Raw genomic sequence first — 22,883 nt, 5'->3', positions numbered from 1 at the left:
CCCTTAGCGCGCGTGACGGCCGGCGGCCATGGGAATGGCCGCGCCCGCCGGTTGGGCGCCGGCGAGATCCGGCATCGCGGTCAGCCGCCCGTACAGGCCGCGGTACGCACCGAACATCTGATCCTGCGTGTAGTACCGCTCGACGCGCGCGATGCCGGCCTGCTGCGCCGCGTGCCAGTTGCGCTCGTCGAGCAGGTCGAGCGCCGCCTCCGCGAGCGCGCGCGGATCGGCAATCTGCACGACGCGCCCCGCCGCGCCCAGGCTCGCGTCGTCGCCCGCGAGACCATAGATCAACTGGCGGCACGAACCGACATCGGTCGTCACCGACGGCACGCCGGCGGCGAAGCCCTCCAGCACGACGAGCGGCAGCGCTTCGGAAATCGAGCTCAGCACGAGCACGCCGCACTTCGGCAGCAGCTCGTCGATCTTCTGAAAGCCGAGAAACTTCACCTTGTCCTGCAAGCCGAGGCTCTCGACCAGCGCGCGGCATTCGCTCGCGTACGACGGGTCCTCGTCCTCCGGCCCCGCGATCCAAGCTTCGGCGTCGGGCAGCCGGCGCACCACCGTCAGCATTGCGCGCACGAACGTCTTGATGTCCTTGATCGGCACGACGCGGCCGATCAGGCACAGCGTCTTCGGCACGCCGGGCGCGCGCCGGCTGCGCAGCGGCACAAGCCGCGCGAGATCGACGCCGTTCGGCACGCTGGTGGTTTTCTCGGCCGGCGCGCCATCGGCGATCTGCCGCTGGCGGTTCCCTTCGTAGAGCGCGACGATGTCCTGCGCCGCGTCATAGCACACGCGGCCGAGCGTCTCGAAGAAGCGTATCCACAAGTCGCGGAAGTAGCCGATCTGCGCGACGTCGCGCTCGAAGATCGTGCGGTTGTCGCGGATCCACTGGCTCTGGAACAGGTCGATCTTGCGTTCCTTCGTGTAGATGCCATGCTCGGAGACGAGCAGCGGCCGTTCGTGGCGGTAGCGCGCGAGCGCGCCGAGAAAACCGGCGTACCCGGTCGACACCGTGTGAAACACCCGCACCGCCGGCAGCCCCTCGGCGATCTGCGCGAGCTGCCACAGCGGCTTGTGCATGATGCGCACGGTCCAGAAGTAGTCGACGAACGACGGGTCGGTGCAGAACTGCCGGTACTGGTCGGTCAAATACCGCCAGGCCTCGTGCGAATACAGGAACGCGCCCTCGCCCAGCGCGCCGCCCGGCCGCAGGTCGCCGAGCATGTCCTTGAGCATGCGGCCCGCCGCGTCGCGCATCGCCGGATTGCGCAGGTGCTCGTGCAGTTGCGCCGAGCGCGCGAACGCCGCGGGATCGCCGCCCTGGCGCTGCACGGCCGGCGGCAGCGCAAAGTCGTACAGATAGTGACTCTCGAGGTGCACGACATTGTCCGGCAGCGCATACGCCATCTTCGGGTAGTCCTGCGGCCGGCTGCCGAGGAAGCACAGCGCGAACGTGTACTCGGGAAACCCGCGGATGATCTGATTGACCCAGCTCGACACGCCGCCGCTCACATACGGGAACGTGCCTTCGAGCAGCAGCCCGATATCGGCGGACGCGGCGCGCGGCAGCCGCGGCGCGGCCGATGAGACGACAGGGGAGGAATCGGCAGAAGGCGTCATGGCATCAATGCGGATCGGGTGTCTGGGAACGGTGCTGCAACAGCCAGTAGTCGAGCACCGGGCGCAGCGTCGGCAACGTGCCGTGCAGGTCGACCTCCGCCAGCAGCTGGCGCACGCGGAGATAGTCGCGCTGCAAATACGCGGTCTCGGCGAGATACGGCAGCATGCGAGCGCGAGAGAATCCGCAATCGATCGCACGCTGGAGCATCGGTTCGGCCGCACCGAGATCGCGCCGGTCCAGCGCGAGCCGGCCGCGCAGGCGCCATAGCGACGCGTCGGCCGGATCGGCTTCGAGCGCGGCCTTCGCATACGCGTCGGCCTGGTCGGCGGCGTTGCGGTACACGTCGCCCGTGACGAGGTTCGCGTAGATGAGCTCGCTGTACAGTTCGGCGAGCGCCTTGTTCGCGCGCCTGCGCGCGGCGCCGGTTGCGGCAGGCTGCGTCTTGCCGTCCAGCTGCGCGCGCTCCGCAAGAATGCGTTGCGTGAGCTGCTTTTCGCGATTGTCGAGAATGCCGTACGCGAGCAGCCGGATATCGTCGAGCGGGTCCGCCAGCATGCTTTGCAAGAGCGGCGAAACGGTCCGGGTCGGCATCGATTGCATCGCCAGCAGCGCCGTCATCCGGAACGAAGTCGCCACGTCCGCGTTCTGCAACTCGGCTTTCAGGCGCGCCCCTCGTCCGTACGACACGGTGCCCATCAGGTTCGCGGCGAACTGCGGCTCGTCGACGCGCTCGATCGCGGGGTTGCGCACGCGCTGCGGCAGCCGCGCCGCGATCGCCAGCGCGCCGAGCGTGCAGACGACGCCGCCGAACGGCACCGCGAAGTTCAGCACCCAAAGGTAAGACAGCAGCTTGGCGAGCGGCGTGCGATAGCGGCGCGGCATGACGTGCGCGCTGCCCACGGCGATGAAGAGCGCCGCGACGGCCTGCAGCGCGAGGCATGACAACAGCAGCTGCGTGTTGACGTACGCCGCGCGAGCGTCGACAGGCGCGACCGGCAAGCCGGCCAGCACGTTCGCCGAGGGATCGGCCAGGCTGCGCAGCGCGAGCGCCACGGCACATGCCTGCCCGAACACGCCGAGTGCGATCGCCAGCACGGCGCTCGCGGTTGTCGGCGCACGGGCGGCGCGGCGCGCGTCAGACGCTGGCATCGCAGCGCTCCAGCAGGTGCCGCAGCACGGCCAGCGACTCGTCGCGCGGCACGGCGATCGCATGGACCGCGACCCGCGCCGCTTCGAAATCGACGCCGTACTGCGCCCGCATGTTCTCTTCGATCCGCAGCAGGTAGCCGTCGACGGCGCCCTCGCCCGACAGCGGCATCAGCGTGAGCATCACGAGGTGCCGCTCGGTGCGTATCGCCCACTGCGCATCGAGCGCGCGGCGCGTGCGGAGCACGTGCTGAAACCAGGTCTCGCTGCGCTCGTCGTTGGGGAATACGAGCGCGACGAGCGACGACGCCACCTGCGTGTCGCGCGCGAGATGGACGAGCCGCGCGTAGTCGAGCGCGAACTCGTACGGGCACGACGCAAACGCCTGCAGCACTTCGCGGGTAATGGCCGCATGCCGTACGCCGTCGGAATAGAAGTGGCACAGCACGAGCAGAAACTGCAGGTTGTCGTGGTTGAGCGCGAGAAAAGGCATGCTGTGCACGACGACGAGCCCGATCGGCTCCTTCTGCGCATCGACGAGCGGCACGCAAACGACATAGCGCGAGCGCGCCGCCTGCTGCTGCGCGGCCGAGCCGACGTCGACCAGCGTGCGCGACTCGAGCGCCTCGCGGATCAGCGGATCGTCCGGATCGAGCTCGAACGGCGCGCCGATCGACGCTACCGCTTCGCTGAGAGGCTCGCCGCCGCGCCACGCATAAATGCTTGCGCGCTCGAACCGGCAGGCCTGCGCGGCCGTGTCCAGGAACGGCTGAGCGCCGCGCAGCGCGAGATCGCCTTGGCGGGCGGCAGGCAGATCCTGCGTCAGCACGAGCTGCCTCAGCCGGACGAGCGAATCGCGCAGTGTCGCGGGCCGGCTCATCAGGTCGTGCTCGAGCCGCTCGTGCGACAGCCGCAGCATGAACTGGTTGCGCGTGAGAATCGCCAGCTTTTCCGACAAATAGTCGTTCGCGACACGCACTTGCCGCAACCGCGCCGTCCAGATGTCGCCGAACTGCCCGCTGATGAGCGTCAGCACGAAGCCGCCGAAGAAAAAGCTGACCGAAAACGGCTGCGAGCCCGGCGCCGACACGGCGCCCGGGCCGAGCGCGCCGGGATGCGGCAGCGCGCCGCCGGAGCCCAGCACGTACCACGTCGCGAGCACGATCAGGCCGGAGCACGCGCCGAAGAGCGTGCCGTAGCGCAACGCGAGCACGACCGGCACGATCCAGATCCAGCCGAAGCCGGTCGCCATCAGCAGCGGATCGTGCGGATCGAATACCGCGCACGCGCCGAGCGCGGCGAGCGTCGCGACAACGGTTTCGACGAACGTCACCGCGCGCCGGCGTGTCGTCCCCGGCGGCGCCACGGCGCGCCTCCAACGCGAACCGTCGCCGGCGCTCGCGTGCCGGCGACGCTCCATCCGCGCGCGCGGCAGCGATTCATTCGGTGCGGGTGAGTTCATCGTCGTGATCCAATGGGTGTCCAGCAAAAACCGCGTGTCTCATCGCCGCACTTCATCGCGCGAGCGGCCCAAGCAGCTCGCGCTCGAGCTTCTGCGCGACGCCCGACACGGCGTCCCGGCTCCAGCCTGTACGGCTGCCGCTGCTGCTCCATACGACCTTGCCCGTCTCGACGTCGAGCACGTCGAAGGTGAGGCCGACCGCCGGCTCGCCGTCGACGCCCACCTTGTAGCGCCACTCGTTGACGGCGCCTGCGAGCGCGTAGCGCACATTCTGCCGGCGGGCCCACTCGAGCGCCGTCTGCTGCTGGTCGGGCTTGGCCGGGTCGAACAGCGTCTCGTCGCCGCCCGACGCGGGATAGCGAACGAGATTCGCGTAGCCGTACGACGTCATCAAGCTCTGCGCGATCGACGCGGCGCGCTGCCCCGCCTGCGGCGTCTCCGTGTTGTTCGCGAACGGCAGCACCGCCCAGCTGTCGCGCGCCGAAAAGGCCGGCGCCTGGCTGCGATCGACCACCGAACAGCCGGCGAGCGTGCCGCCCGCCACCAGCACCGCCGCGACGGCGGACACGACGCGCGTCGTCAAAAGGGTCTTCGCTTGGTCCTTCATCGATTTCTCCGTTCGGGCATTTTCATATCTAGTACATCCATCGATACCGCACCCCCACTTCCTTGACCGACGTGGAACGGGTGGACGAGACGCCCTGGTAGGCCGCATAGAGCAGCGCCTGGTCGGCGCCGAACACGCTGCCTGCGATGCCGAGCATGGCCTGGCCCGACCAGCCCGCGCGCGAGTCGCGCAGCGGCCCGGCCGAGAACATCGGCCGCCAGCCCTTCGAGTCGTTCTCCGGCAAGTCGTCGCCGAACGAGAACAACAGCCCGCCCTGCGTGAAGGTCTGCGGCATGAACGACGCGGCGTCGAACGGCGTGCCCGCCGGCAGCAGCACGCGCAGCGCGTTGCCGGGCGTGCCGGTCGCGTTGTACTGTCCGTGGGAGAACACCGCGCGGATCGTGTAGTCCGGATAGTCGGCGCGGATCTTGAAGCCGACGTTGAAATCGACCAGATTGCCGCCGCCGAGGAACGAACGGTCCTGGCCATGGAAGCGCGCGTACTCGTCGCGGCCGTCGACGAACCAGTGCGAGTCGAACCGATAGTCGAAGCCGACCGATGCCATGTCCTTCGTGCCGCCGACTTGCAGCTGCGCCGTCTCCGTCGCCGCCTGGTCGTAGCCGAACGCGTAGCTGAGCGTCAGCGCCGGCGACCCGATGTAGCGGCCTTCGATGCGCGCCGTCGTGAAATCTTCGAGTGCGTCGCGTCGGCCGAGCGTCACGCTTTCGTCGTCGTACTGGCCCGCGTGACGATAAATCGCTTCGAACAGGCGGTCGTATTCCGGCGCGTACGCGAGCGACGTGCCGTCGACCGATTGCTCGCGCTGCATGTAGCGCAACTGCAGCGATTGCGAAGGCGCAAGGCGCAGCCCCCCCGTCAATGACGCTTCGGTAAAGCGCAGCGGCCCCTGGTCGACATAGCGCAGCGCGGCGGCTACCGCCTGCGCGCTGCGCAGCAACTGCTCGCGCAACTGGCTTTGCATCACTTCGTCATCGGGCAGGCGCGTCATCGAATCGAACGCGTCGCTTTGCGCAGCGCCGTAACGGCCGGTCAGCACTTCCGCATCCACCTTGTTCTGCCGCGGGATCTGGTCGGGCAGCGAATCGAGAAGCCGCGCGAGCGCATTCACGTCGCCGTCGTCGATCGCGAGCTGCGCCTGCGCGTAGACCGGCCGAGTGCTTCGATCGATGTATTGCTTCTCGAGCCATGCGCGCTCCAGTTCGCTCTCGCCCGCCGTTTGCGCCCAGCCGAGCACCGCTTCGCGTGCAATCGACGAATACCTCGCCTGTTCGTCGCGCAGCGCCTGCTGCCTGACCGGCGGCAGCTTGTCCAACTCGCTCAGGTTGCCGAGCTCCGAAGCGCTGCCGCCCGCGGATGCCGACGCCGCTTGCGCGCGGTCCGCGCGCAGCATGTCGATCAGCACCGCCCGCGAGCGGTCGCCGCTGGCGAACAGCTGCGACAGCGCGACCATCCGGCCGCGCAGCTCCAGTGCGGTCTCGCTCGGCAGCGCAGCCTGCTGCGTCGCGGTGCGGCGGCGTTCAGCCATCTCGCTCCAGACCTGCCGGCGCACGCGCCACGCGTCGTCGAGCCGGCCGTTCAGTTCCAGCGCATCCGCCCACGTAAGCCGCCATAGCGGATCCGCAAGCGATGTCGCCGCCTGCTTGTGAAAGTAGTGAAGCGCCTGCCGTCCTTCGCCGAGCCGCATGCTGGCCGCGCCGTAAGGCGCCCATAGCGACGGATCGGTTTCGGCGTCGGCGGCGAACCGGCGCAACGCGCGGCGCAGCTCCGCTGTCGTGCCGCGATCGACGAGGCTCCACAGATAGGCCGCGCGCGCCTCCGAGTCGTCCGGCGCGAGCGTCGCGGCACGCCGCACGTCGCTCGAAGCCCCCGCGATATCGCCGATCGTCTGCCGATATCGCGCGCGCACCAGTAGAAACGCTGCGGACTGCCCGGCGCTCGTGCGTTGTTCCGGGCTCAGCGAGTCGAGCAGCGCCGCGAGCCGTCCCCATGCGCGGGCGCGCTGGTAGTTGTAGACGGCCACTGTCAGCATCCGGATCCGGCCGCCCTTGTGGTAGGCCATTTCCGCGAGACGCCCGGCATCGACGGGCGAGTCGCCATAGAAACCGATCATCACGTCGTAGTCGTCGGTATCGAGGGCGCGCGTGCCGAGCAGACGGCGGTTCGCCTGATTCTGCGCGTCGCGCCGCTGTCCGATCGACGCCACCAGCGCATAGAAGCGCCAGAAGTCGGCGTCGGTCGCCGATGCCGCCTGCTGCACTTGCTGCATCGCTGCGAACGCGGCGTCGAACTCCGTGCGCGCATAAAGCATCGTCGCGATCTTGTATCCGTACGCCGCGTTCGGACCGTATTCGCGCTCGAGCTGCTGCCACGTGTGCAGCGCGAGATCGTCGTCGCCCTTGCGTTCGGCGAGCGCTGCATAGCGCTCCATCGCCGCCTGCCGGATCGCACCGCGTTCCCGGCCAGCGAGAAAGCTCAGCCCGCCGGCGGGATCGGCGGCGCGCTCGTAAGCATCGACGGCCGCATCGAGCAACTCGAGGTTGTCCGGATCGCGGTTCGACTGATACACCGAAACCGCGAGGACCGCGGCGACGTCGTTGACGCCGGGTGCGAGACGCGCGACCTGCCTCCACGACGCGTCGTCGCCGCGGGACTGCGCAAGCGCGAGCCAGTTGCGCAGCGCTACGTCGGGCTGATGATTCCACTCCGCGACCTGTGCGAGGCGCGCACGCCAAAGCGCCGATTCCGGGGCTTTGTCGAGCGCGCGCTGCGCCACGCGCTGCGCGTTCGCGACATCCCCGTTAGCGAGGAACACGCTGTACGCGAGGTCCTCGTCGGCGGTGTTCGGCGGCACGGCGCCGTACGTGTCCGGGCGCACCGGTGCGCCGTTCGCGCGCGTGCCGCCGGCAGCGACGGCACGCTGTGCGGCGGCGACCCGCAGCGCACCCGAGTCCGCCCCCGGCCCGCTCTGTGCCTCCTGCGCCGGCCACGCGATGCGCACGAACCTGGCGCCGGCGCGCGCAATCCGCATCGCGCGGACGTCGCCGTAGCGCCGCATCGACGCAAACGCAAGACGCGGCCTGCCGTCCGCATCATCGCGCGGGCGCGACAGCGACAGCTTCAAGAGCCGTTTCACATAGATTTCCGCGACGTCGGGGCGGCCCGCCGCCATCGCGAGCTTCGCAAGATAGCGCAACGTCTCGGGGTCGTCGCCGAGGCCGCCGATGTGCTGGTTCGCCGCATCGAGCGCCTGCGGCAGCAGATTGCCCGCCTGCAGTGCGCGCAATCCCGCCAGGAACAGCGTGCGCCGCTCGCCGAGCGCGAGCGCGCCGGCCTGCGCCGCGAACCACGCGTCGGCCGCCTCGCGGTAGTGCCCGCTGCCCAGCAGGACCTCGGCCTGCGCGACGCGCCAGTCTTTCGCGTGAAGCGGATCCAGCGCGACCAGCTGCTCGTAGAAGTGGCCCGCGAGCGCGCCGTCGTTCAAGCCGCGCGCCTTCCGGGCGAGCGCTTCCAGCTGCTCGCGGTTCCACGCATACCGGGCGGCTTCGCGCAGCAACGCATCGAGCTCCGCGATCCGCGCGCCGCGCGCCGGATCGGCGGGACCGAGCGCATAGAGTTGCTGCTGGGCGAGCGACACCCGGATCGCGAGCGCCGTCTGACGCGCGCCGGGATCGTGCGAGCGCGCGAGCCGGTCGATCACGTGCGCGGCGTCCGCGGTGCGCTGGCCCTTCAGATATTCGCGCGTCAGCTCCGACAGCACATCTGCGTTGTCCGGATCGACGCGCAGCCACGCTTCGAGGTAAGCGATCGCCAGGCTGTCGGCGCTGACGCCGCCGAGCAGGCGCGCTTCGAGCTTCACCCGCGGAAACGCGAGCGCGAGCATCAGCACGACGAACGCGCCAAGGACGGCGATGACAGCCGGCGAAAACAGCCGCTCCCGTTCAGGATCCGCAGACGACATCGACATGCAGGCTATTGGAACCGGAAAGGGGCTGCTGGCCGACGCGGCACGCTTCTCCATCGGCCAGCCGGAAAAACGGCGTGACATGCGCATGCAGGTCAAAGGAAAAGTTCTGGCCGGTCCTCGTGAAGTTGTCGATCCTGCCGTTCGCCTCCGCCAGGTATGCGGCCCGCGGCGCCTCTCCCCGATCCACGACGGCAAAGCGCGCCTCGCTGCCCGTCAGGTGAACGTAGGTTCCGCCGGGGCCCGGCAGATAGCCGGCGACGCCCTGCGCCGTCGTCATGTCCGGCACCTTGCCCGGCGGCAGGCGCACCGTGCGCAGGTTGCCGGCGTTGCGCACGATCCAGAAGCGGCCGTCGGGTGTCACGCTCGTGTCGAGGAAGTCGAGCACGCCGCGGGCGTACTCGGACACGAACACCGGCGTCACCGGCTGCTTCAGCACCGCGTCGAGCACCTCCTTGAGCGCCTGCACCGAGGCGTACTTGGTGCCGCTGAACATGTGGTAGTAGATGTCGATCGGCTTGAAGCGGATCGGCTGGTCGGTCATCGCCAGCGTCTCCAGCACGCGCGAGTATCCATAGAACGGGCCCTGCCACAAGCTCGTATACATCTCCTCGTTCTGATCCGGCGCGAACACCTGGAAATAGCCGCCCTTGCGCACGCCGAGCGGCGCGATCGCAGTCCACGTCGGATCGGACTTCGTGATCAGCGTGTCGCCGCCGTTCAGGTTCAACACGCCCGCGTCGTACGCCGCCTTCAGGACAGGCGCCGGCACCTGGCCGTCGCCGCTCCACAGCACGACACGCACGGGCTTGCCGGACGGCGCGACATGGCTGTTCAGATAGCGGATCGATCCGCCGATCTCGCGGTCGATGCTGAACCGATAGCCGGGAATGTCGATCGACAGCCCCGTGCGATTCGTCTGGCTGCCGCCCTCCGTGACGACGTCCTTCGTCGTCGATTCGCCGAGCCCCGTCACGCGCATCCATTGCAGCGGATGGGTATAGGTATGGGTCGCCACTTCGACATTCGGCAACTCGAAGATCCGCGTGCCGATCGTGCGCAAGTGCGGGGCGATCTTGCGAAACGGCCCGTCGTCGCTGACCTCGCCTTCGATCAGCGACACCGTGGTGGGCATACCGGTATCGCGCAGCAGGCGGTACAGCACGTCGCCCGAATATTGCGGCGACGCGTCGGTGTTCGGGTGCGTGCCGTCCGCAAACTCCGCGCGCGACGCAAAGCCGTCGCCGTCGATATGGGACATCAGCAGACGCCGGCCATTCTCGGTCGTCGTGTCGGGTACGGGCATGTCGGCAGGCAGGCGCAGCGCGGCGCGCAGGAAGTCGATCGGCTGCAGCACCCAGCGCGCCTGATTCACCGCGCCGAGATCGAATACCGCGAACGGACGCATCGCGTAGCCGCCCCACGGGGTCAGCGCCGCGCCATCGATCACGAAATCGCCCGAGCGCAGGCGCAACAGCGAACGGCTCCCGGGACCGGCCCGCACGGCCGTGTAATCCTGCGGATTGGGGTGCGGCTTCATCTCGAAGCCCATCAGCTTCGGATCGTACGATTCGACCTCGAGCTTGCCGCCCGCCGGCGCGCCCGGCACGGTCTGCAGACCGAGCTTCTGCGCGAGCGGGCCATCGAGCGCAATGCCGAACGACGCAAACACGGCAAGCGGCACATGGGCGTCGACCTGCGCGGCGAGCCACGCGCGGTAGTCGCTCTGGCGCGGCACTTCGCCGTTCAGCCACAGCACGATGCCCGCGTAACGGTCGCGCAGATCGCCCTGCGGCAGCGGGTCGCGGACGTCCCGGTAGTCGATCGAGTAGCCGAGGTAGTTGAGCGGCATCGCCAGAAAGCGCACCCCGGGCGACACGTTCAGATCGGTGCGCAGCGGCGGGTCCTGGATGACGAGGATGCGCCGCTTGAGCGGCGCGACGGCGCCGATCCCCATCGTCTGCAGCCCGCCGTCGGTCACGTACGGCACGATGCCGTGCGCCTCGATTTTGGCAACGGCCGCTCGCGCGCAGGCCGGATCGGCGCTCGGGCAGTAGTCGACCGAGATCACCGGCAAGCCGTAGCGCTCGCGGATCGTGTCCGCCTGCCCGATGAGCCACTCGCGGTCGGCGGCCGGCACCTCGACGTAGCGCTGCTGCGCCTCATCCCAGCCGCGAAAGAGCGATTCGAACGCGACCGCGTACACGAGGTCGTGCACCTGCGGCAGGATCTCGAAGCCCCGGTTGACAATCAGCTTCGCGTCGGGATGGCGCGCCTTGATCGCGCGGATCACCGCCACCAGGCCGGCCTCCTGCCTCGCGCGCGCGTCGTCGGTCTGCGCAGCGAGACGGTACGAATCGAGCGTATCGAGGAAGAACCCCCGATACCCCTTGTCCCACAGCGGCTCGATCACGTGATCGACGAAGAACGCGGGCCAGGCCGGCTGGCTCTGATCAACCACCCGCGACGCCCACGATTCGTTCTGCCCGAGAAGCCACGCTTTCGGCAATGCCGCATAGTAAGAACGCGACGGCAAGACTTCGCCGACGCTCGCGTACGCGAGCCACGTCGTGTGCGGCAATCGATGAGCGCGCGGATCGAACCCGCTGTCGGGTTCGACGATCGCGGCGTCGTAGGCCGACAACAGCTCGACTGGCGGGTCCTGTCCGTAATACAGCGCGAACGACGGCGCTGCCGCGGGCGGCGTGCCGGCTAAGCCGCCGGACGGCGCCGCGGCCTGGGCGGCACCAACCGTCCAGGCGAGCAGCGATGCCAACGTGAGCCGTACGATCAACCGAATTAGCGAAAAGGCCATGCGTACAGCCGCTACCTGGAGTCAATATTCACGGAAACGGGATGGGAAAGCCGGGCCGTACTCGACGTTTCCGCGACTTGACTATGCGATGCGCAGGCAATTGCGGCCTGACTGACTTGTCCAGCAATTCGCGCAGCCCCGCGATTTTATTGTGGAATGTCTCAAAAAACTAATTCGATGCATGCGCGCAACAAACCATTGACCAACAAACGGCCAACAATTGGAGCCTACAACGTCGTCAGGCAGCCCTATACGGCGATTACGCAGTTGCGGCCATGCTTTTTCGCGCGATAGAGCCGCTGGTCGGCCGCGCGCAGCAGCGAGTCGGTCGTATTGCCGTCGTGCCCGAACTGCGAAATGCCGATGCTGACGGTGACCGAGACGGGAGCCGCCCCCATCGCGTCGAAGCGGGTGCCTTGAATAGCCATTCGAATCCGCTCGCCGACCATCAGCGCGACATCGAGCGCCGCCTGCGGCAGCAAAACCATGAACTCCTCGCCGCCGACGCGCGCCACGCCGTCGTAAGGCCGCATCGCCTCCAGGCAGGTCTGCACGAACGCCTTGAGGATCGAATCGCCGACCTGGTGCCCGAAGGTGTCGTTCACCCGCTTGAAGTTGTCGAGATCGAGCGCCAGCAGCGAGAACGGCGCCTCGCCGCGCCTGACCCGCCCGATTTCCGTCTCGACCCGCTCGAGGAAGATACGGCGGTTGACCGCGCCCGTGAGCGGATCGACGGCGGCCAGATGCTCGAGCTTCTGATTGGTGTGCTGCAGCTCCTGCAACGCGGCTTCGGTGCGCGCCATCGCTTCGGCCAGGCGCGCCATCAGCTCGTCCTGGCTGTAGATCGTCGAAAACGAGCGCGTCGTATGAAACGCCTGCACGACGCCGAAGCTCAAGAGGAAGAAACCGCCCGCGAAGATCGCATGCGCGAGCCACCACATGTGGTTCCACGGCTTGCCGAGAATGAACGCGAGCGACGACAGCGCAAACGACATCACCGAAATGCCGAAGATCAGCATCAGCGGCGAGCGGATCCGGCGCCACAGCATCAAGCCGACGTTGACGAGCGAGATGACGAGCGCCCCGCCCTCCATCGACAAGCGCGTGCCGAGCGAACCTGCAATGGGCGAGTACGCGATCACCGCGACGAACAAGTCGATGACCAGGAACGCGATCAGCCAGGTGAGCCAGGACCACAAGTCCGAGCGCTTCGCGACCGGGTCGGGCGGCGACTTGTACGAGAGCAGGCCGACCAGCAGCAGGATCGACATCACGAGACGCGACGCCGGCCCGTACAGCAAGAACAGCCAGATATTCCGATGCGAGAAGCCGGTAAAGACGCCGTGCAGCGTATAGATCACGACGAAGCCGGCGAAGCCGAGCGTGAGCCAGCGCAGGATCGGCTCGCCCGAGAGGCGGTAGCACTGCCAGGTGACATAAGTGACGAAGAGCCCTTCCAGGGTCGCCGCCGCGATCGCGATCTCGTGGAAGAGATGGTTTTCGAACTTGAGAGACGGGTCCTGAAAGTAATACAGGTAAGCGATCAGATAGGCCGGGGCCAGCGCGAAGCCGACCAAGAGCAGGCGGCCGTAGATTTGCGTCACATGCCGGACGCCCGCGGGCGGTTCGCCGATGACCGCCGCGCCGGTTGCGCTATTCAGGCTCATGTTCGCGTTCCCTTGGAAAATGGTTTCCAGCAGTCCGGCCGCCCGGCTCGCATCGACCGGCCCCCGCAATCGGACTCGAACTTTACCTTAAAGATATAGAGATAAGATAAGACAATTCCGATCGATTGGCATAGCGCCTTTCGAAGGAAAAGACAAAAAAAGACGGCGCAATCGCAGCGAGAAACGCTTCAATCGCACCGTAAAAGGATGCTCTTTGATTCGGTCTACTTCGCCACGACACGCTCGGTTTGTTCAACCGCGCGCTTGGTGGTCTTCGACACGGCCGAATTCACGGCCTCGACATTGGTCTCCGCCGCTTCGATCGCTTGCTGCGTGGCGTTGCGCGTCGACTCGTACCACGCGCTGGCCGCGTTGATCGCCGATTTCAACGCCGTGATGGCGGGCTCCGCGGCGGCGGGCACGTGGCGGCCGGCGTCGTCGACGAAATGATGCATACGGCGTTGATGTTCCGCGTACTGCTCGCTGGCGACGCTCGCGAACTCCGCCTGCGCGGCGGTCACGATCGAGAAGAGACGCGACCAGTAGGTTTGCGTGCGCACGACCGCCTGCTCGGCCGGGTTCGCTTGCAGCGCGACCCATTCGCGCGGGCTCTTGCCCGACACCGCATGAAGCAGCGCCTCCTGCGAATCGCCGGCGGCCGACTTGATGGCGTCGAAATTCAGTTCGACGACCTGCTGGACATGTTCGAAAGCCTTGTTGGCGAGGGCAAACGACGACTCTAGATTCGCGCGTTGTGTTGCCGCGTATTGTTCCGGATTCCAAAAGCTCATTACTTCGCTCCCAAAAGCGCCCTTCTTCGCGGGCAGTAGTGACGGCAATGTGCGTCAGATGAAGGTTGCGAATCTAACAGTGGGCAAAAACCGCAGGACCTAGCGATCTTGCTAGCTAGGAGGCCGATTTACCGCGGTTCGCTCGTCCATGCCCGGCCCGAGGCGGCGTCGATCGCGCCGTTGCTCGAAGCGCTGGGGCCCGATCTCGCAGACTGAGCGCACCGGTCGAATACCCGCTCAGGTCTAACGAGACGTAATCATGTGTAATATTCGGGCATTTATTTAACCCGCTTCGGATGGCTTGGCCGGTGTTGCGCGAAACAAGAAAAAGATCGGCGGCATCGGTCCGTCCAGCCTCGCCCGCATGCCGGGCGCGCCGCGCGGCAGCGCTCGCCGCCGTCGTCGTTGCCGCCGTGCTCGCGCAACGCGAGGCCGCAGCGGAGGACGTCTGCAAAGTCGTCGGCGATTCGGCATCGCGGCCCTCGGTCGGCCTCGTGCTGTCCGGCGGCGGCGCGCGCGGCTACGCGCACCTCGGCGTGCTCAAGGTGCTCGAGGAAGACCGCATTCCGGTCGATTGCATCGCCAGCACGAGCATGGGCGCCGTGGTCGGCGGGCTGTACGCGAGCGGGATGAGCGCGGCCGAGATGGAAAAGCGGCTCGAAAACGTCAACCTCGCCGATATCGCCTTCGACGTGAGCGAGCGCGCCGAGCTGCCGCAATCGCAGCGCGAGGACGAGCGTCTCTATGTCGGCAGCCTCGGCTTCGGGCCGAACGGCGTGAAGCTGCCGGCCGGTCTCGTGCAGGGCAACCGCTTCCGGGCGCTGCTGCAGGACTGGACCTCGAGCGTGCCCGGCAACCAGCCGTTCGACAAGCTGCCGATCCCGTACCGCGCGATCGCGACCAACCTGCGCACCGGCGAGAAGGTCGTGCTCGACCACGGCTCGCTGCCGCAGGCGATCCGCGCGAGCATGGCGCTGCCGGGGCTGTTCGCGCCGGCGGACGTCGACGGCGTCACGCTCGTCGACGGCGGGCTCGTCAGCAACTTGCCGATCGAAACCGCGCGCGACATGGGCGCGAACGTGGTGATCGCGGTCGATATCGGCTCGCCGCTGCGCCCGCTCGACGCGCTGTCGTCGCCCGCCGACGTGATGCAGCAGACGCTCGGCATCCTGATCCACCAGAACGTCGCGCGGCAGCGCGCGCAGCTCACCGCGAGCGACGTGCTGATCGAGCCGTCGCTCGGCAATCTCAGCTTCACGGACTTCGCCAATGCGCGCGCTGCGATTGCCGCCGGAGAAGCCGCTGCGCGTGCGGCCTTGCCCTCGCTCCAGCATCTGGCGCTGTCCCCCGAGGCCTACGCCGCGTATCGCGCGGCGCACGCGGCGCGGCCTGCCGTGCCGATTCGCGTGACGAGCGTCGTCGTCGAATCGAACGGCGAGGTGCCGCCCAAGCGCATCCTCGACCACCTGCACGTGAAGGCCGGCGACGTCTACGACCCGGCCAAGGTCAACCGGGATCTGCAGGCGCTCACGACCTCGGGCGACTTCGAGAGCGTCACGCAGCAATTGATCAGCGATGGCGACGATCATCGTCTCGTCATCGATGCGCGCGAGAAATCGTGGGGGCCGAATTTCCTGCTGTTCGGTCTCGGCATGTCGAGCAGTTCGGACGACCAAGGCGGCTTTCGCGTGAACCTCGGCTACCGGCGCCCGTGGCTGACGCCGTCGGGGCTCGAGTGGCGCGTCGACAGCATCCTCGGCAGCGATCTCCTCAGTTTCCACACGGAGCTGCGTCAGCCGCTGTCGACGTCGTTCGGCTACTACGTTGCGCCTTACGCGGACTTCCAGCGCCGTTTCGCGAACATCTACGACAACGACACCGGCTTCCGCCTCAACCAGTACCACATCCAGACCGAGCGCGCGGGGCTGGACTTCGGCGTGCCGCTTGGCCGTCTGGGCGACTTCCGCATCGGGCTCGCGTACGCGCATGCCTACGGCTCGCCGGTCTACAACAGCTTCGACGACGCGGGCGACAACGCACTCTTCTATCCGGACTTCGACGGGCGGCAAGTCACCGCGCGCGCCCGGCTCGTCATCGACCAGCTCGACGATCCGCTCTTTCCGCGCAAGGGCTACTTCACCGAGCTGCGCGTGGAGCGCAGCGCCTTCGGCGGCAGCGACCGGTTCACGGAGCTCTACGGCAAGACGATCGTGGCCGCGAGCCTCGGCCGGCACAGCGTCAATGCGAGCATCGAAGCGGGCGCGGACATCGGCGGCGTGAACGTGGTCAACCCGCTCGGCTTCACGCTCGGCGGCTTCCAGCATTTGTCCGCCTACGCCGCCGACCAGCTCTCGGGCAACTCGCTGCTGTACGCCCAGGTCACCTACCTGAACCAGCTGATGACGTTCAACGTCGCGCCGCTGCGCGGCCTCTTTGCGGGCGTGAGTCTCGAAACGGGCAACGTCTGGGACCAGGGCGACCGTTTCGGCAGCGGGCCGCTCAAGCGCAGCCTCACGTTCTTCTCCAGCGTGACGAGCTCGTTCGGCCCGATCTATGTCGGCATCGCGTTCGCGCCGGGCGGGCGGCGCAATATCTACTTCCAGTTCGGGCACACGTACTGACCCGCCTTAAGCCTGATTCCCCGCCGGCCAGCTCAGTTCGAAGCGCGCGCCCGGCGGCGTGAGCGGATCGGTCGCGACGATGCGCCCCTTGTGGGCGTGCAGGACCTGCCGCGTGATCGCGAGCCCGAGCCCGTAGCCGCCCGTGCTGCGATCGAGCCGCACGAAGGCGTCGAAGATGCGCTCGCGCTCCGCCGGCGCGACACCTGCGCCGTCGTCTTCCACCGAGATTTCGACATTGCCGTGCGCCATCGCGACGCACACGCGGATTTGCGAGTTCGCATACTTCCCGGCGTTGCGCAGCAGATTGCGCATGGCGTAGGACATCAGACGCTTGTCCATCGCGACCCGCACGCCGCGATCGACATCGACTTGAAGCGTCACCGCCTTGTCGCCATAAAGCAGATTGGCGTCCTTGACCTGCGCATCGAACCACGCGGCGAGCGGGGTCGGCTCGAGGTGCGATTGCAGCGACATGTATTCGAGCCGCGCGTAGGTCAGGCTCATCGCGATCAGTTCGTCGAGCTCGGCGATGTCCTGCTCGATGCTCGTCACGGCAGTTTCGTATTCGAGCGCCGACGACGGCTCGCGCAGGATCTCGAGCGCGAAGCGGGCACGCGCGAGCGGCGTGCGCAATTCGTGGGAGATGCCGTTGGTCAGATCGCGCTGCGCCGCGATCAGGCGCTCCATGCGCTCGGCGAGCGCGTTGAGGGTGCGCGCGAGCGGGCCGATCATCACGCTGTGCGATTCACGCGCACGGGTGTTGAAGCGCCCGCCCGTGAAGTCGATCGCGCGCTCGCGGACCATCACCAGGTCGAGCCAGATCGGCCTGATCCAGCGGTAGGCGGCGAGCGCCGGCGCGCCGAGCCCCACCAGCGCGAGTGTGGCCGCCCCGCCCGGCAGCCCATCGAAGGCGTGCCGGACGACGCCAGGCGTCAAGCCGATCGACAGCGCCGCGAACACGCAGATCAGCACGGCCAGCACGAGGGCGAGAAGGTTGAGATAGGCCCGCAGATACAGCTTCGACCAGCTCGGAATGCGGTCGGCGCGGGTGTCGGTCCAGGAACGGCGAAAGCGCAGCCAGCGCCATTTGCAATAGCGGAAGGCGGAGAGTCGTTGCGTCGGGTTCGGGGTCATGAAGCGATCTCAACCTACTCCCACGCCACCTTGCTGAACTGATAGCCCTTGCCGCGCACGGTCTTGATGCGCTGAGGGTTCGCCGCGTCGTCGCGCAGCTTGCGGCGCAGCTTCGAAATGCCGCCGTCGACGGTGCGGTCGAGCCCATCGAACTCGATGCCGCGCAGCTCGCGCATCAGGTCGTCGCGGGTCACCACCTCCCCCGCGCAGCGCACGAGCGACCAGAGCAGGTCGAATTCCGCCGACGTCAGGTCCGGCGTGCTGCCGTCGGGAAGCGTCGCCGTGCGGGTCGCGCGGCTGATCGTGAATTTGCCGAAGCGGTAGCTCTCGGGCTGCGCAGCCCCCTCGGCCGCGCGCACCGGCGCCCGCCGCAACAGCGCCTTGATTCGCGCGAGCAGCACGCGCGGCTCGACGGGCTTGTGCACGTAGTCGTCGGCGCCGAATTCGAAGCCCAGCACCTCGTCGAACTGGTCGTCGCGCGCGGTCACCATGATGATGATGCCGTCGAAGCGCTCGCGCGCCTCGCGGCAGATCTGAAAACCGTCCTTGCCCGGCAGGTTGACGTCCAGAATCACGAGATCGGGGCGGCGCTCGACGATCGCCGGCACGGCCTCGTTGCCATGCAGCACGACGTCGACCTCGAACTCATGCTTGCGCAAGTAGCCGGCGACGAGCGCGGAGAGTCGACTGTCGTCTTCGACGAGCAAGATCCGTAGTGGCATGGCGGTGTGGTTCGATGCGGATGGGCGTAACGCCGTCGCGGGTGGCTGCGAACGGCATTTTACGGCACGTCCCGCGCGGCTGGCAGGAAACCGCGCGGCGCAACGCGGCGGCATCGCTGCGCTCAAGCCGCTTCGCGCAAGGTTTCGGGATCGAACACGAGCTGCACGAGCGTGCCGGGCGCATGCAAGTCCGCCGCGGACCGGTTCAGCACGTCCACTGATCGTGCGTGACGAAGATCGTCGTCAACTGCAGTTCCTGCTGAAGGCGGCGGATCTGCTCCGGTCGAAATTACGTGGTCTAGATCAGAAAGATTGCGCGCAGTCTAATTCCGCTCGATGATATTTCCGTGTCAGCGCTAGACTGGCCATCCATGCCTTGCAAGCGGACCGCTCCGGCGGAATCGGCCGATTAGGCACGGCATGCCGCAGCGCGGTAGAGTGTGTGCCGTGTGTGCCGTGCGCGTGCACTGTCACAGTTCGGCCATCTTTTACAGGTACGGTGCGAATTAAGCGACGGAGCAAGAATCGCACGAGAATACGAAAATTGTGCCCGGAAACGGGCTGGACTATGCCAACTAGAGACTCAATTCAAGTCGACGCGCCGCGAACCACGGCGCGCATCTGCCGCGCGCTGACAGAGCAGATCGACCGTAGCCTGCTGCCGCCCGGCAGCCGCCTGCCCGCCGAGCGCAAGCTGAGCGAATTGTTCGCCACGACCCGCATCACGTTGCGAGAGGCGCTCGGCCAGCTCGAAGCGCAAGGCCTGATCTATCGCGAGAAGCAACGCGGCTGGTTCGTCGCGCCGCCGCGCATTCTGTACGACCCGCTCAAGCGCACGCACTTCGAGGCAATGGTGCGCGAACAGAGGCGCGAGCCCGGCACGGAGGTGCTGTCCGCGGAGCAGATCCCGGCGAGTGCGGCGATCTGCGAGATGCTCGTGCTGCCTGCGCTCTCCAGCGTGATCCAGATCCGGCGCGCGCGCTCGATCGATTCGCGCGCCGTGCTGTATGTCGAGCACTATCTGAATCCCGCCTACTTTCCGGGGATTCTCGCTTTCGACCTGCGTCAATCGCTGACTGGGCTCTATGCGAGCGAGTACGGCATCCGCTACGGGCGCGTGCAGTTCGGCATGGTGCCGTCGGTGCTGCACCGCCAGGCGGCAGCGCCGCTGAAAGTTGCCGAAGGCACGCCGGCGCTGCACATCACCCGCGTGAACTGCGACCAGCATGGGCGGCTGATCGACTGCGACCTCGAGTTCTGGCGCCACGACGCGATCCGCGTGTGCGTCGACGTGCCGGATCGGATGGACCTTTAGGTTCATTGCGTTAAGGTCAGTGGAATCGCGTCGGGTCGCGGGAGGACGTAGGCGATTCCCTATATCAAGCAAGTCACGCACGGTGTCTGTCGCACGGTGTCTATAATCGAAGTCGCAATTCACCGTCACCGTGCGAAAGCATCGGCATCGAAAGCGGTTTCGCGCGGACCCCAAGCTCGCAGCGCAAGCATAGGAGGCTGAACATGACTATCCGCATCGGAGAGGACGCACCCGATTTCACCGCTGAAACGACCGAAGGACAGATCAAGTTTCACGAATGGATCGGCGATGGCTGGGCCATCCTCTTCTCCCATCCGAAAGACTTCACCCCCGTCTGCACGACCGAGCTGGGCTACATGGCCGGACTGAAGCCGGAATTCGAAAAGCGCAATACGAAGATCATCGGCCTCTCCATCGATCCGGTGAGCGATCACAAGCGCTGGGTCGGCGATATCGAGGAGACTCAGGGCCATGCAGTCAACTATCCGATGATCGGCGACCCGGATCTGACCGTCGCCAAGCTCTACGACATGATTCATCCGAATGCCAGCGGCAGCGGCCCGCGCACGGCGGCCGACAACGCCACCATCCGCTCGGTGTTCCTGATCGGGCCGGACAAGAAAGTGAAAGCGATGTTCGTCTATCCGATGAGCGCGGGCCGCAATTTCGACGAAGTGCTGCGCCTGCTCGATTCGCTGCAGCTCAACGCCAAGCATGGGGTGGCGACGCCCGTGAACTGGCGTCCCGGCGACGACGTCATCATTCCGACGTCCGTATCGGATGAGGATGCGAAGAAGAAATATCCGCAGGGCTTCAAGACGCTCAAGCCGTATCTGCGGGTGGTGGCACAGCCCAAGTAGCTCGCCGGGCTGCGTATTTGAAACCTGCTTTGTGAATCACACCTTGGCGGTGGCGCGGCAGGCAATCGGCAGCGCCGCCGCCCGGTTCCTATCGCCATATTGATAAGCGATGCTAAGCAACTTCAACCCAAGCCGGCGCCTTAAAACCGCTTCATGATCTCGGATTCAAACGCCGCGTTCCGTTCTTCCGCGGCTTCAATGGGGTCCATCGTCTCGTCGACGAAGAACTCGGCGCGCTCTGCCAAGGTTCTCGTGTCGTCGTAGTCGAAGCCTTCTTCGTCCTCGTCCGGCGGCTGCAGCATGTCGTGCAGCATGGCTTTCAACTCCGGCGTGTCCCACTTCTTGCCCTGCTGCTTGCGGACTTTTATGTAGTGCCTCACTTCAGCATCCTGCTCGGGCGTCAAGGGAAGCCCGCGGAAGGTACGGCCTGGGTCGATATCAGCCATGATTTTCTCCAGCAATCCGCTCGTTTGTGCCGAGTGTAGCGCTAATTTATATGCGTAAGAACAGGTTAAGCCTATTCCACGCATCCGCGCAATGAGTCATGGAAGTCCGTCAACGGTATGTAAATCGCGCTGCAAAGACAGACTCTCTCGCTCAAAATGTGGCAAATAGCGTCATGCAGAATGACCGTTTTTGACATTGAGCGGCGTGCCGCGCGCGCATAACCTTAGCCGCACCGCGTCGGTGCGAACGAGCGTGCTGAGCCGGTCCTCCGCCTGGCAGCGCGCTCCGTGGCCGTTTCGCTTGCACAGTTTCGACCCGATTCAACCCAACCGCTCGACCGTCCAGCCATGATGCAAACTCGACCGAACAGCAATTCCCCAGGCGCGCGATTCCGCGCTGCAGTGGCTACCGAGGCACCGCTCCAAGTCGTCGGCGCCATCACCGCATACGCCGCCCGCGGCGAAGAAATGACATCCCATTGAATCTGGAGGACGATAAATGAAGCACCCCCACACTCACATTCGTTCGTTGCCCCCCGAGGGGGCGGATGCCTCCCTTGGGGCGGCCCGGCAGGAGGCATCATGAGCGAAGCAGACAACAGCACGGCAGGCACGCCCGGCTTCAAGCCGAAGAAATCGGTGGCGCTCTCGGGCGTGACGGCGGGCAACACCGCGCTGTGCACGGTCGGGCGCACCGGCAACGACTTGCACTACCGCGGCTACGACATTCTCGACGTCGCCACGACCTGCGAGTTCGAGGAGATCGCCTACCTGCTCGTGCACGACAAGCTGCCGACCCAGGCCGAGCTCACCGCCTACAAGACCAAGCTCAAGGCGCTGCGCGGCCTGCCCGCGAACGTGAAGGCCGCGCTCGAATGGGTGCCGGCCTCGGCGCACCCGATGGACGTGATGCGCACCGGCGTCTCGGTGCTCGGCACGGTGCTGCCCGAGAAGGACGACCACAGCCTCGCGGGCGCGCGCGACATCGCCGACCGCCTGATGGCCTCGCTCGGCTCGATGCTGCTCTACTGGTACCACTATTCGCACAACGGCCGGCGCATCGAGGTGGAAACCGACGACGATTCGATCGGCGGCCACTTCCTGCACCTGCTGCACGGCGTGGCGCCGTCGAAGGCGTGGGTCGAGGCGATGCACACCTCGCTGATCCTGTACGCGGAGCACGAGTTCAACGCATCGACCTTCACCGGCCGCGTGATCGCGGGCACGGGCTCGGATATTTACTCGGCGATCACCGGCGCGATCGGCGCGCTGCGCGGCCCGAAGCACGGCGGCGCGAACGAAGCGGCGTTCGAGATCCAGACGCGCTACCAGACGCCCGAGGAGGCCGAGGCCGACATCCGCCGCCGCGTCGAAGCGAAGGAAGTGGTGATCGGCTTCGGGCACCCGGTCTACACGATCTCGGACCCGCGCAACAAGGTCATCAAGGAAGTCGCGCAAAAGCTCTCGAAGGACGCCGGCAACATGAAGCTCTTCAACATCGCCGAGCGGCTCGAGACGGTGATGTGGGACGCGAAGAAGATGTTCCCGAACCTCGACTGGTTCAGCGCGGTGTCGTATCACATGATGGGCGTGCCGACGGCCATGTTCACGCCGCTCTTCGTGATCGCCCGCACCTCGGGCTGGAGCGCCCACGTGATCGAGCAGCGCATCGACAACAAGATCATCCG

General features: G+C 66.7%; 15 protein-coding genes. 4 read left to right on the top strand and 11 right to left on the bottom strand.

The window, feature by feature from the left end; genetic code table 11:
* Positions 1–3 precede the first annotated feature (3 nt).
* The 8 genes from pelF to phaP form a co-directional block, all read right to left on the bottom strand.
* Entirely contained in the window at positions 4–1,626 is a 1,623-nt protein-coding gene (gene pelF / locus J3489_RS34415; RefSeq protein WP_207005287.1) for a GT4 family glycosyltransferase PelF, read from the bottom strand.
* Between the two features lie 4 nt (positions 1,627–1,630).
* Positions 1,631–2,776, bottom strand: a complete 1,146-nt coding sequence (locus J3489_RS34410) for a tetratricopeptide repeat protein (protein ID WP_242540544.1) — start codon at positions 2,774–2,776, stop codon at positions 1,631–1,633.
* The gene (locus J3489_RS34405) at positions 2,763–4,235 is read right to left on the bottom strand and encodes a PelD GGDEF domain-containing protein (RefSeq protein ID WP_207005286.1); all 1,473 of its coding nucleotides are present in this window, start codon (positions 4,233–4,235) and stop codon (positions 2,763–2,765) included. The genes J3489_RS34410 and J3489_RS34405 overlap by 14 nt, the downstream gene beginning before the upstream one ends.
* A gap of 52 nt (positions 4,236–4,287) precedes the next feature.
* Positions 4,288–4,842 carry a penicillin-binding protein activator LpoB gene (locus J3489_RS34400; RefSeq protein ID WP_207005285.1) on the bottom strand — a complete coding sequence of 185 codons (555 nt, stop codon included), beginning with the start codon at positions 4,840–4,842 and terminating at the stop codon, positions 4,288–4,290.
* A gap of 28 nt (positions 4,843–4,870) precedes the next feature.
* On the bottom strand, positions 4,871–8,827 hold the full coding sequence (locus J3489_RS34395) for a tetratricopeptide repeat protein (protein ID WP_207005284.1): 3,957 nt from the start codon (positions 8,825–8,827) through the stop codon (positions 4,871–4,873).
* A complete protein-coding gene (locus tag J3489_RS34390; RefSeq protein ID WP_207005283.1) occupies positions 8,802–11,639 on the bottom strand; it encodes a bifunctional glycoside hydrolase/polysaccharide deacetylase family protein in 2,838 nt (945 codons plus the stop codon). The genes J3489_RS34395 and J3489_RS34390 overlap by 26 nt, the downstream gene beginning before the upstream one ends.
* Before the next feature lie 248 nt (positions 11,640–11,887).
* Complete coding sequence (locus tag J3489_RS34385) at positions 11,888–13,306, bottom strand: sensor domain-containing diguanylate cyclase (protein ID WP_207005282.1); 1,419 nt, start codon at positions 13,304–13,306, stop codon at positions 11,888–11,890.
* A 224-nt stretch (positions 13,307–13,530) separates the two neighbouring features.
* Positions 13,531–14,097 carry a TIGR01841 family phasin gene (gene phaP, locus J3489_RS34380; RefSeq protein WP_207005281.1) on the bottom strand — a complete coding sequence of 189 codons (567 nt, stop codon included), beginning with the start codon at positions 14,095–14,097 and terminating at the stop codon, positions 13,531–13,533.
* 296 nt (positions 14,098–14,393) lie between these two features.
* Between phaP and J3489_RS34375 the strand changes: the two genes are divergently transcribed.
* Positions 14,394–16,718: a patatin-like phospholipase family protein gene (locus tag J3489_RS34375; protein WP_207005280.1), complete on the top strand. Its 2,325-nt coding sequence runs from the start codon at positions 14,394–14,396 to the stop codon at positions 16,716–16,718.
* Positions 16,719–16,724: 6 nt separating this feature from the next.
* Here J3489_RS34375 and J3489_RS34370 read toward each other — a convergent pair whose 3' ends face one another.
* Positions 16,725–17,852, bottom strand: coding sequence for an ATP-binding protein (locus J3489_RS34370; protein ID WP_207005279.1), 1,128 nt, complete (start codon positions 17,850–17,852; stop codon positions 16,725–16,727).
* A 14-nt stretch (positions 17,853–17,866) separates the two neighbouring features.
* Positions 17,867–18,574 (bottom strand): response regulator, encoded by a 708-nt coding sequence (locus tag J3489_RS34365; protein WP_207005278.1) that lies wholly within the window; start codon positions 18,572–18,574, stop codon positions 17,867–17,869.
* A gap of 568 nt (positions 18,575–19,142) precedes the next feature.
* Here J3489_RS34365 and J3489_RS34360 point away from each other — a divergent pair.
* Complete coding sequence (locus tag J3489_RS34360; RefSeq protein WP_207005277.1) at positions 19,143–19,889, top strand: UTRA domain-containing protein; 747 nt, start codon at positions 19,143–19,145, stop codon at positions 19,887–19,889.
* Between the two features lie 203 nt (positions 19,890–20,092).
* On the top strand, positions 20,093–20,749 hold the full coding sequence (locus J3489_RS34355; RefSeq protein ID WP_207005276.1) for a peroxiredoxin: 657 nt from the start codon (positions 20,093–20,095) through the stop codon (positions 20,747–20,749).
* 140 nt (positions 20,750–20,889) lie between these two features.
* Here the strand turns inward: J3489_RS34355 and J3489_RS34350 are convergent, their stop codons facing one another.
* Entirely contained in the window at positions 20,890–21,195 is a 306-nt protein-coding gene (locus tag J3489_RS34350; protein WP_207005275.1) for a hypothetical protein, read from the bottom strand.
* Positions 21,196–21,777: 582 nt separating this feature from the next.
* Here J3489_RS34350 and prpC point away from each other — a divergent pair.
* The coding region (gene prpC / locus J3489_RS34345) for a bifunctional 2-methylcitrate synthase/citrate synthase (RefSeq protein WP_207005274.1) at positions 21,778–22,883 on the top strand (1,106 nt) is incomplete at its 3' end.

Origin of the sequence: Trinickia mobilis (assembly GCF_017315705.1) — a bacterium.
Classification (GTDB): domain Bacteria; phylum Pseudomonadota; class Gammaproteobacteria; order Burkholderiales; family Burkholderiaceae; genus Trinickia_A; species Trinickia_A mobilis.
Note: the sequence above shows the minus strand (reverse complement) of the source record. Positions and strands in the feature narration are given on the sequence as shown.

What these genes read in the sequence shown, in the direction of transcription:
- J3489_RS34400 (WP_207005285.1), bottom strand. Translation starts at nt 4,842, where the DNA reads ATGAAGGACCAAGCGAAGACCCTTTTGACGACGCGCGTCGTGTCCGCC.
- J3489_RS34355 (WP_207005276.1), top strand. Translation starts at nt 20,093, where the DNA reads ATGACTATCCGCATCGGAGAGGACGCACCCGATTTCACCGCTGAAACG.
- J3489_RS34350 (WP_207005275.1), bottom strand. Translation starts at nt 21,195, where the DNA reads ATGGCTGATATCGACCCAGGCCGTACCTTCCGCGGGCTTCCCTTGACG.
- J3489_RS34410 (WP_242540544.1), bottom strand. Translation starts at nt 2,776, where the DNA reads ATGCCAGCGTCTGACGCGCGCCGCGCCGCCCGTGCGCCGACAACCGCG.
- J3489_RS34370 (WP_207005279.1), bottom strand. Translation starts at nt 17,852, where the DNA reads ATGACCCCGAACCCGACGCAACGACTCTCCGCCTTCCGCTATTGCAAA.
- pelF (WP_207005287.1), bottom strand. Translation starts at nt 1,626, where the DNA reads ATGACGCCTTCTGCCGATTCCTCCCCTGTCGTCTCATCGGCCGCGCCG.
- J3489_RS34395 (WP_207005284.1), bottom strand. Translation starts at nt 8,827, where the DNA reads ATGTCGATGTCGTCTGCGGATCCTGAACGGGAGCGGCTGTTTTCGCCG.
- J3489_RS34360 (WP_207005277.1), top strand. Translation starts at nt 19,143, where the DNA reads ATGCCAACTAGAGACTCAATTCAAGTCGACGCGCCGCGAACCACGGCG.
- J3489_RS34365 (WP_207005278.1), bottom strand. Translation starts at nt 18,574, where the DNA reads ATGCCACTACGGATCTTGCTCGTCGAAGACGACAGTCGACTCTCCGCG.
- J3489_RS34375 (WP_207005280.1), top strand. Translation starts at nt 14,394, where the DNA reads ATGGCTTGGCCGGTGTTGCGCGAAACAAGAAAAAGATCGGCGGCATCG.
- J3489_RS34405 (WP_207005286.1), bottom strand. Translation starts at nt 4,235, where the DNA reads ATGAACTCACCCGCACCGAATGAATCGCTGCCGCGCGCGCGGATGGAG.
- J3489_RS34390 (WP_207005283.1), bottom strand. Translation starts at nt 11,639, where the DNA reads ATGGCCTTTTCGCTAATTCGGTTGATCGTACGGCTCACGTTGGCATCG.
- J3489_RS34385 (WP_207005282.1), bottom strand. Translation starts at nt 13,306, where the DNA reads ATGAGCCTGAATAGCGCAACCGGCGCGGCGGTCATCGGCGAACCGCCC.
- phaP (WP_207005281.1), bottom strand. Translation starts at nt 14,097, where the DNA reads ATGAGCTTTTGGAATCCGGAACAATACGCGGCAACACAACGCGCGAAT.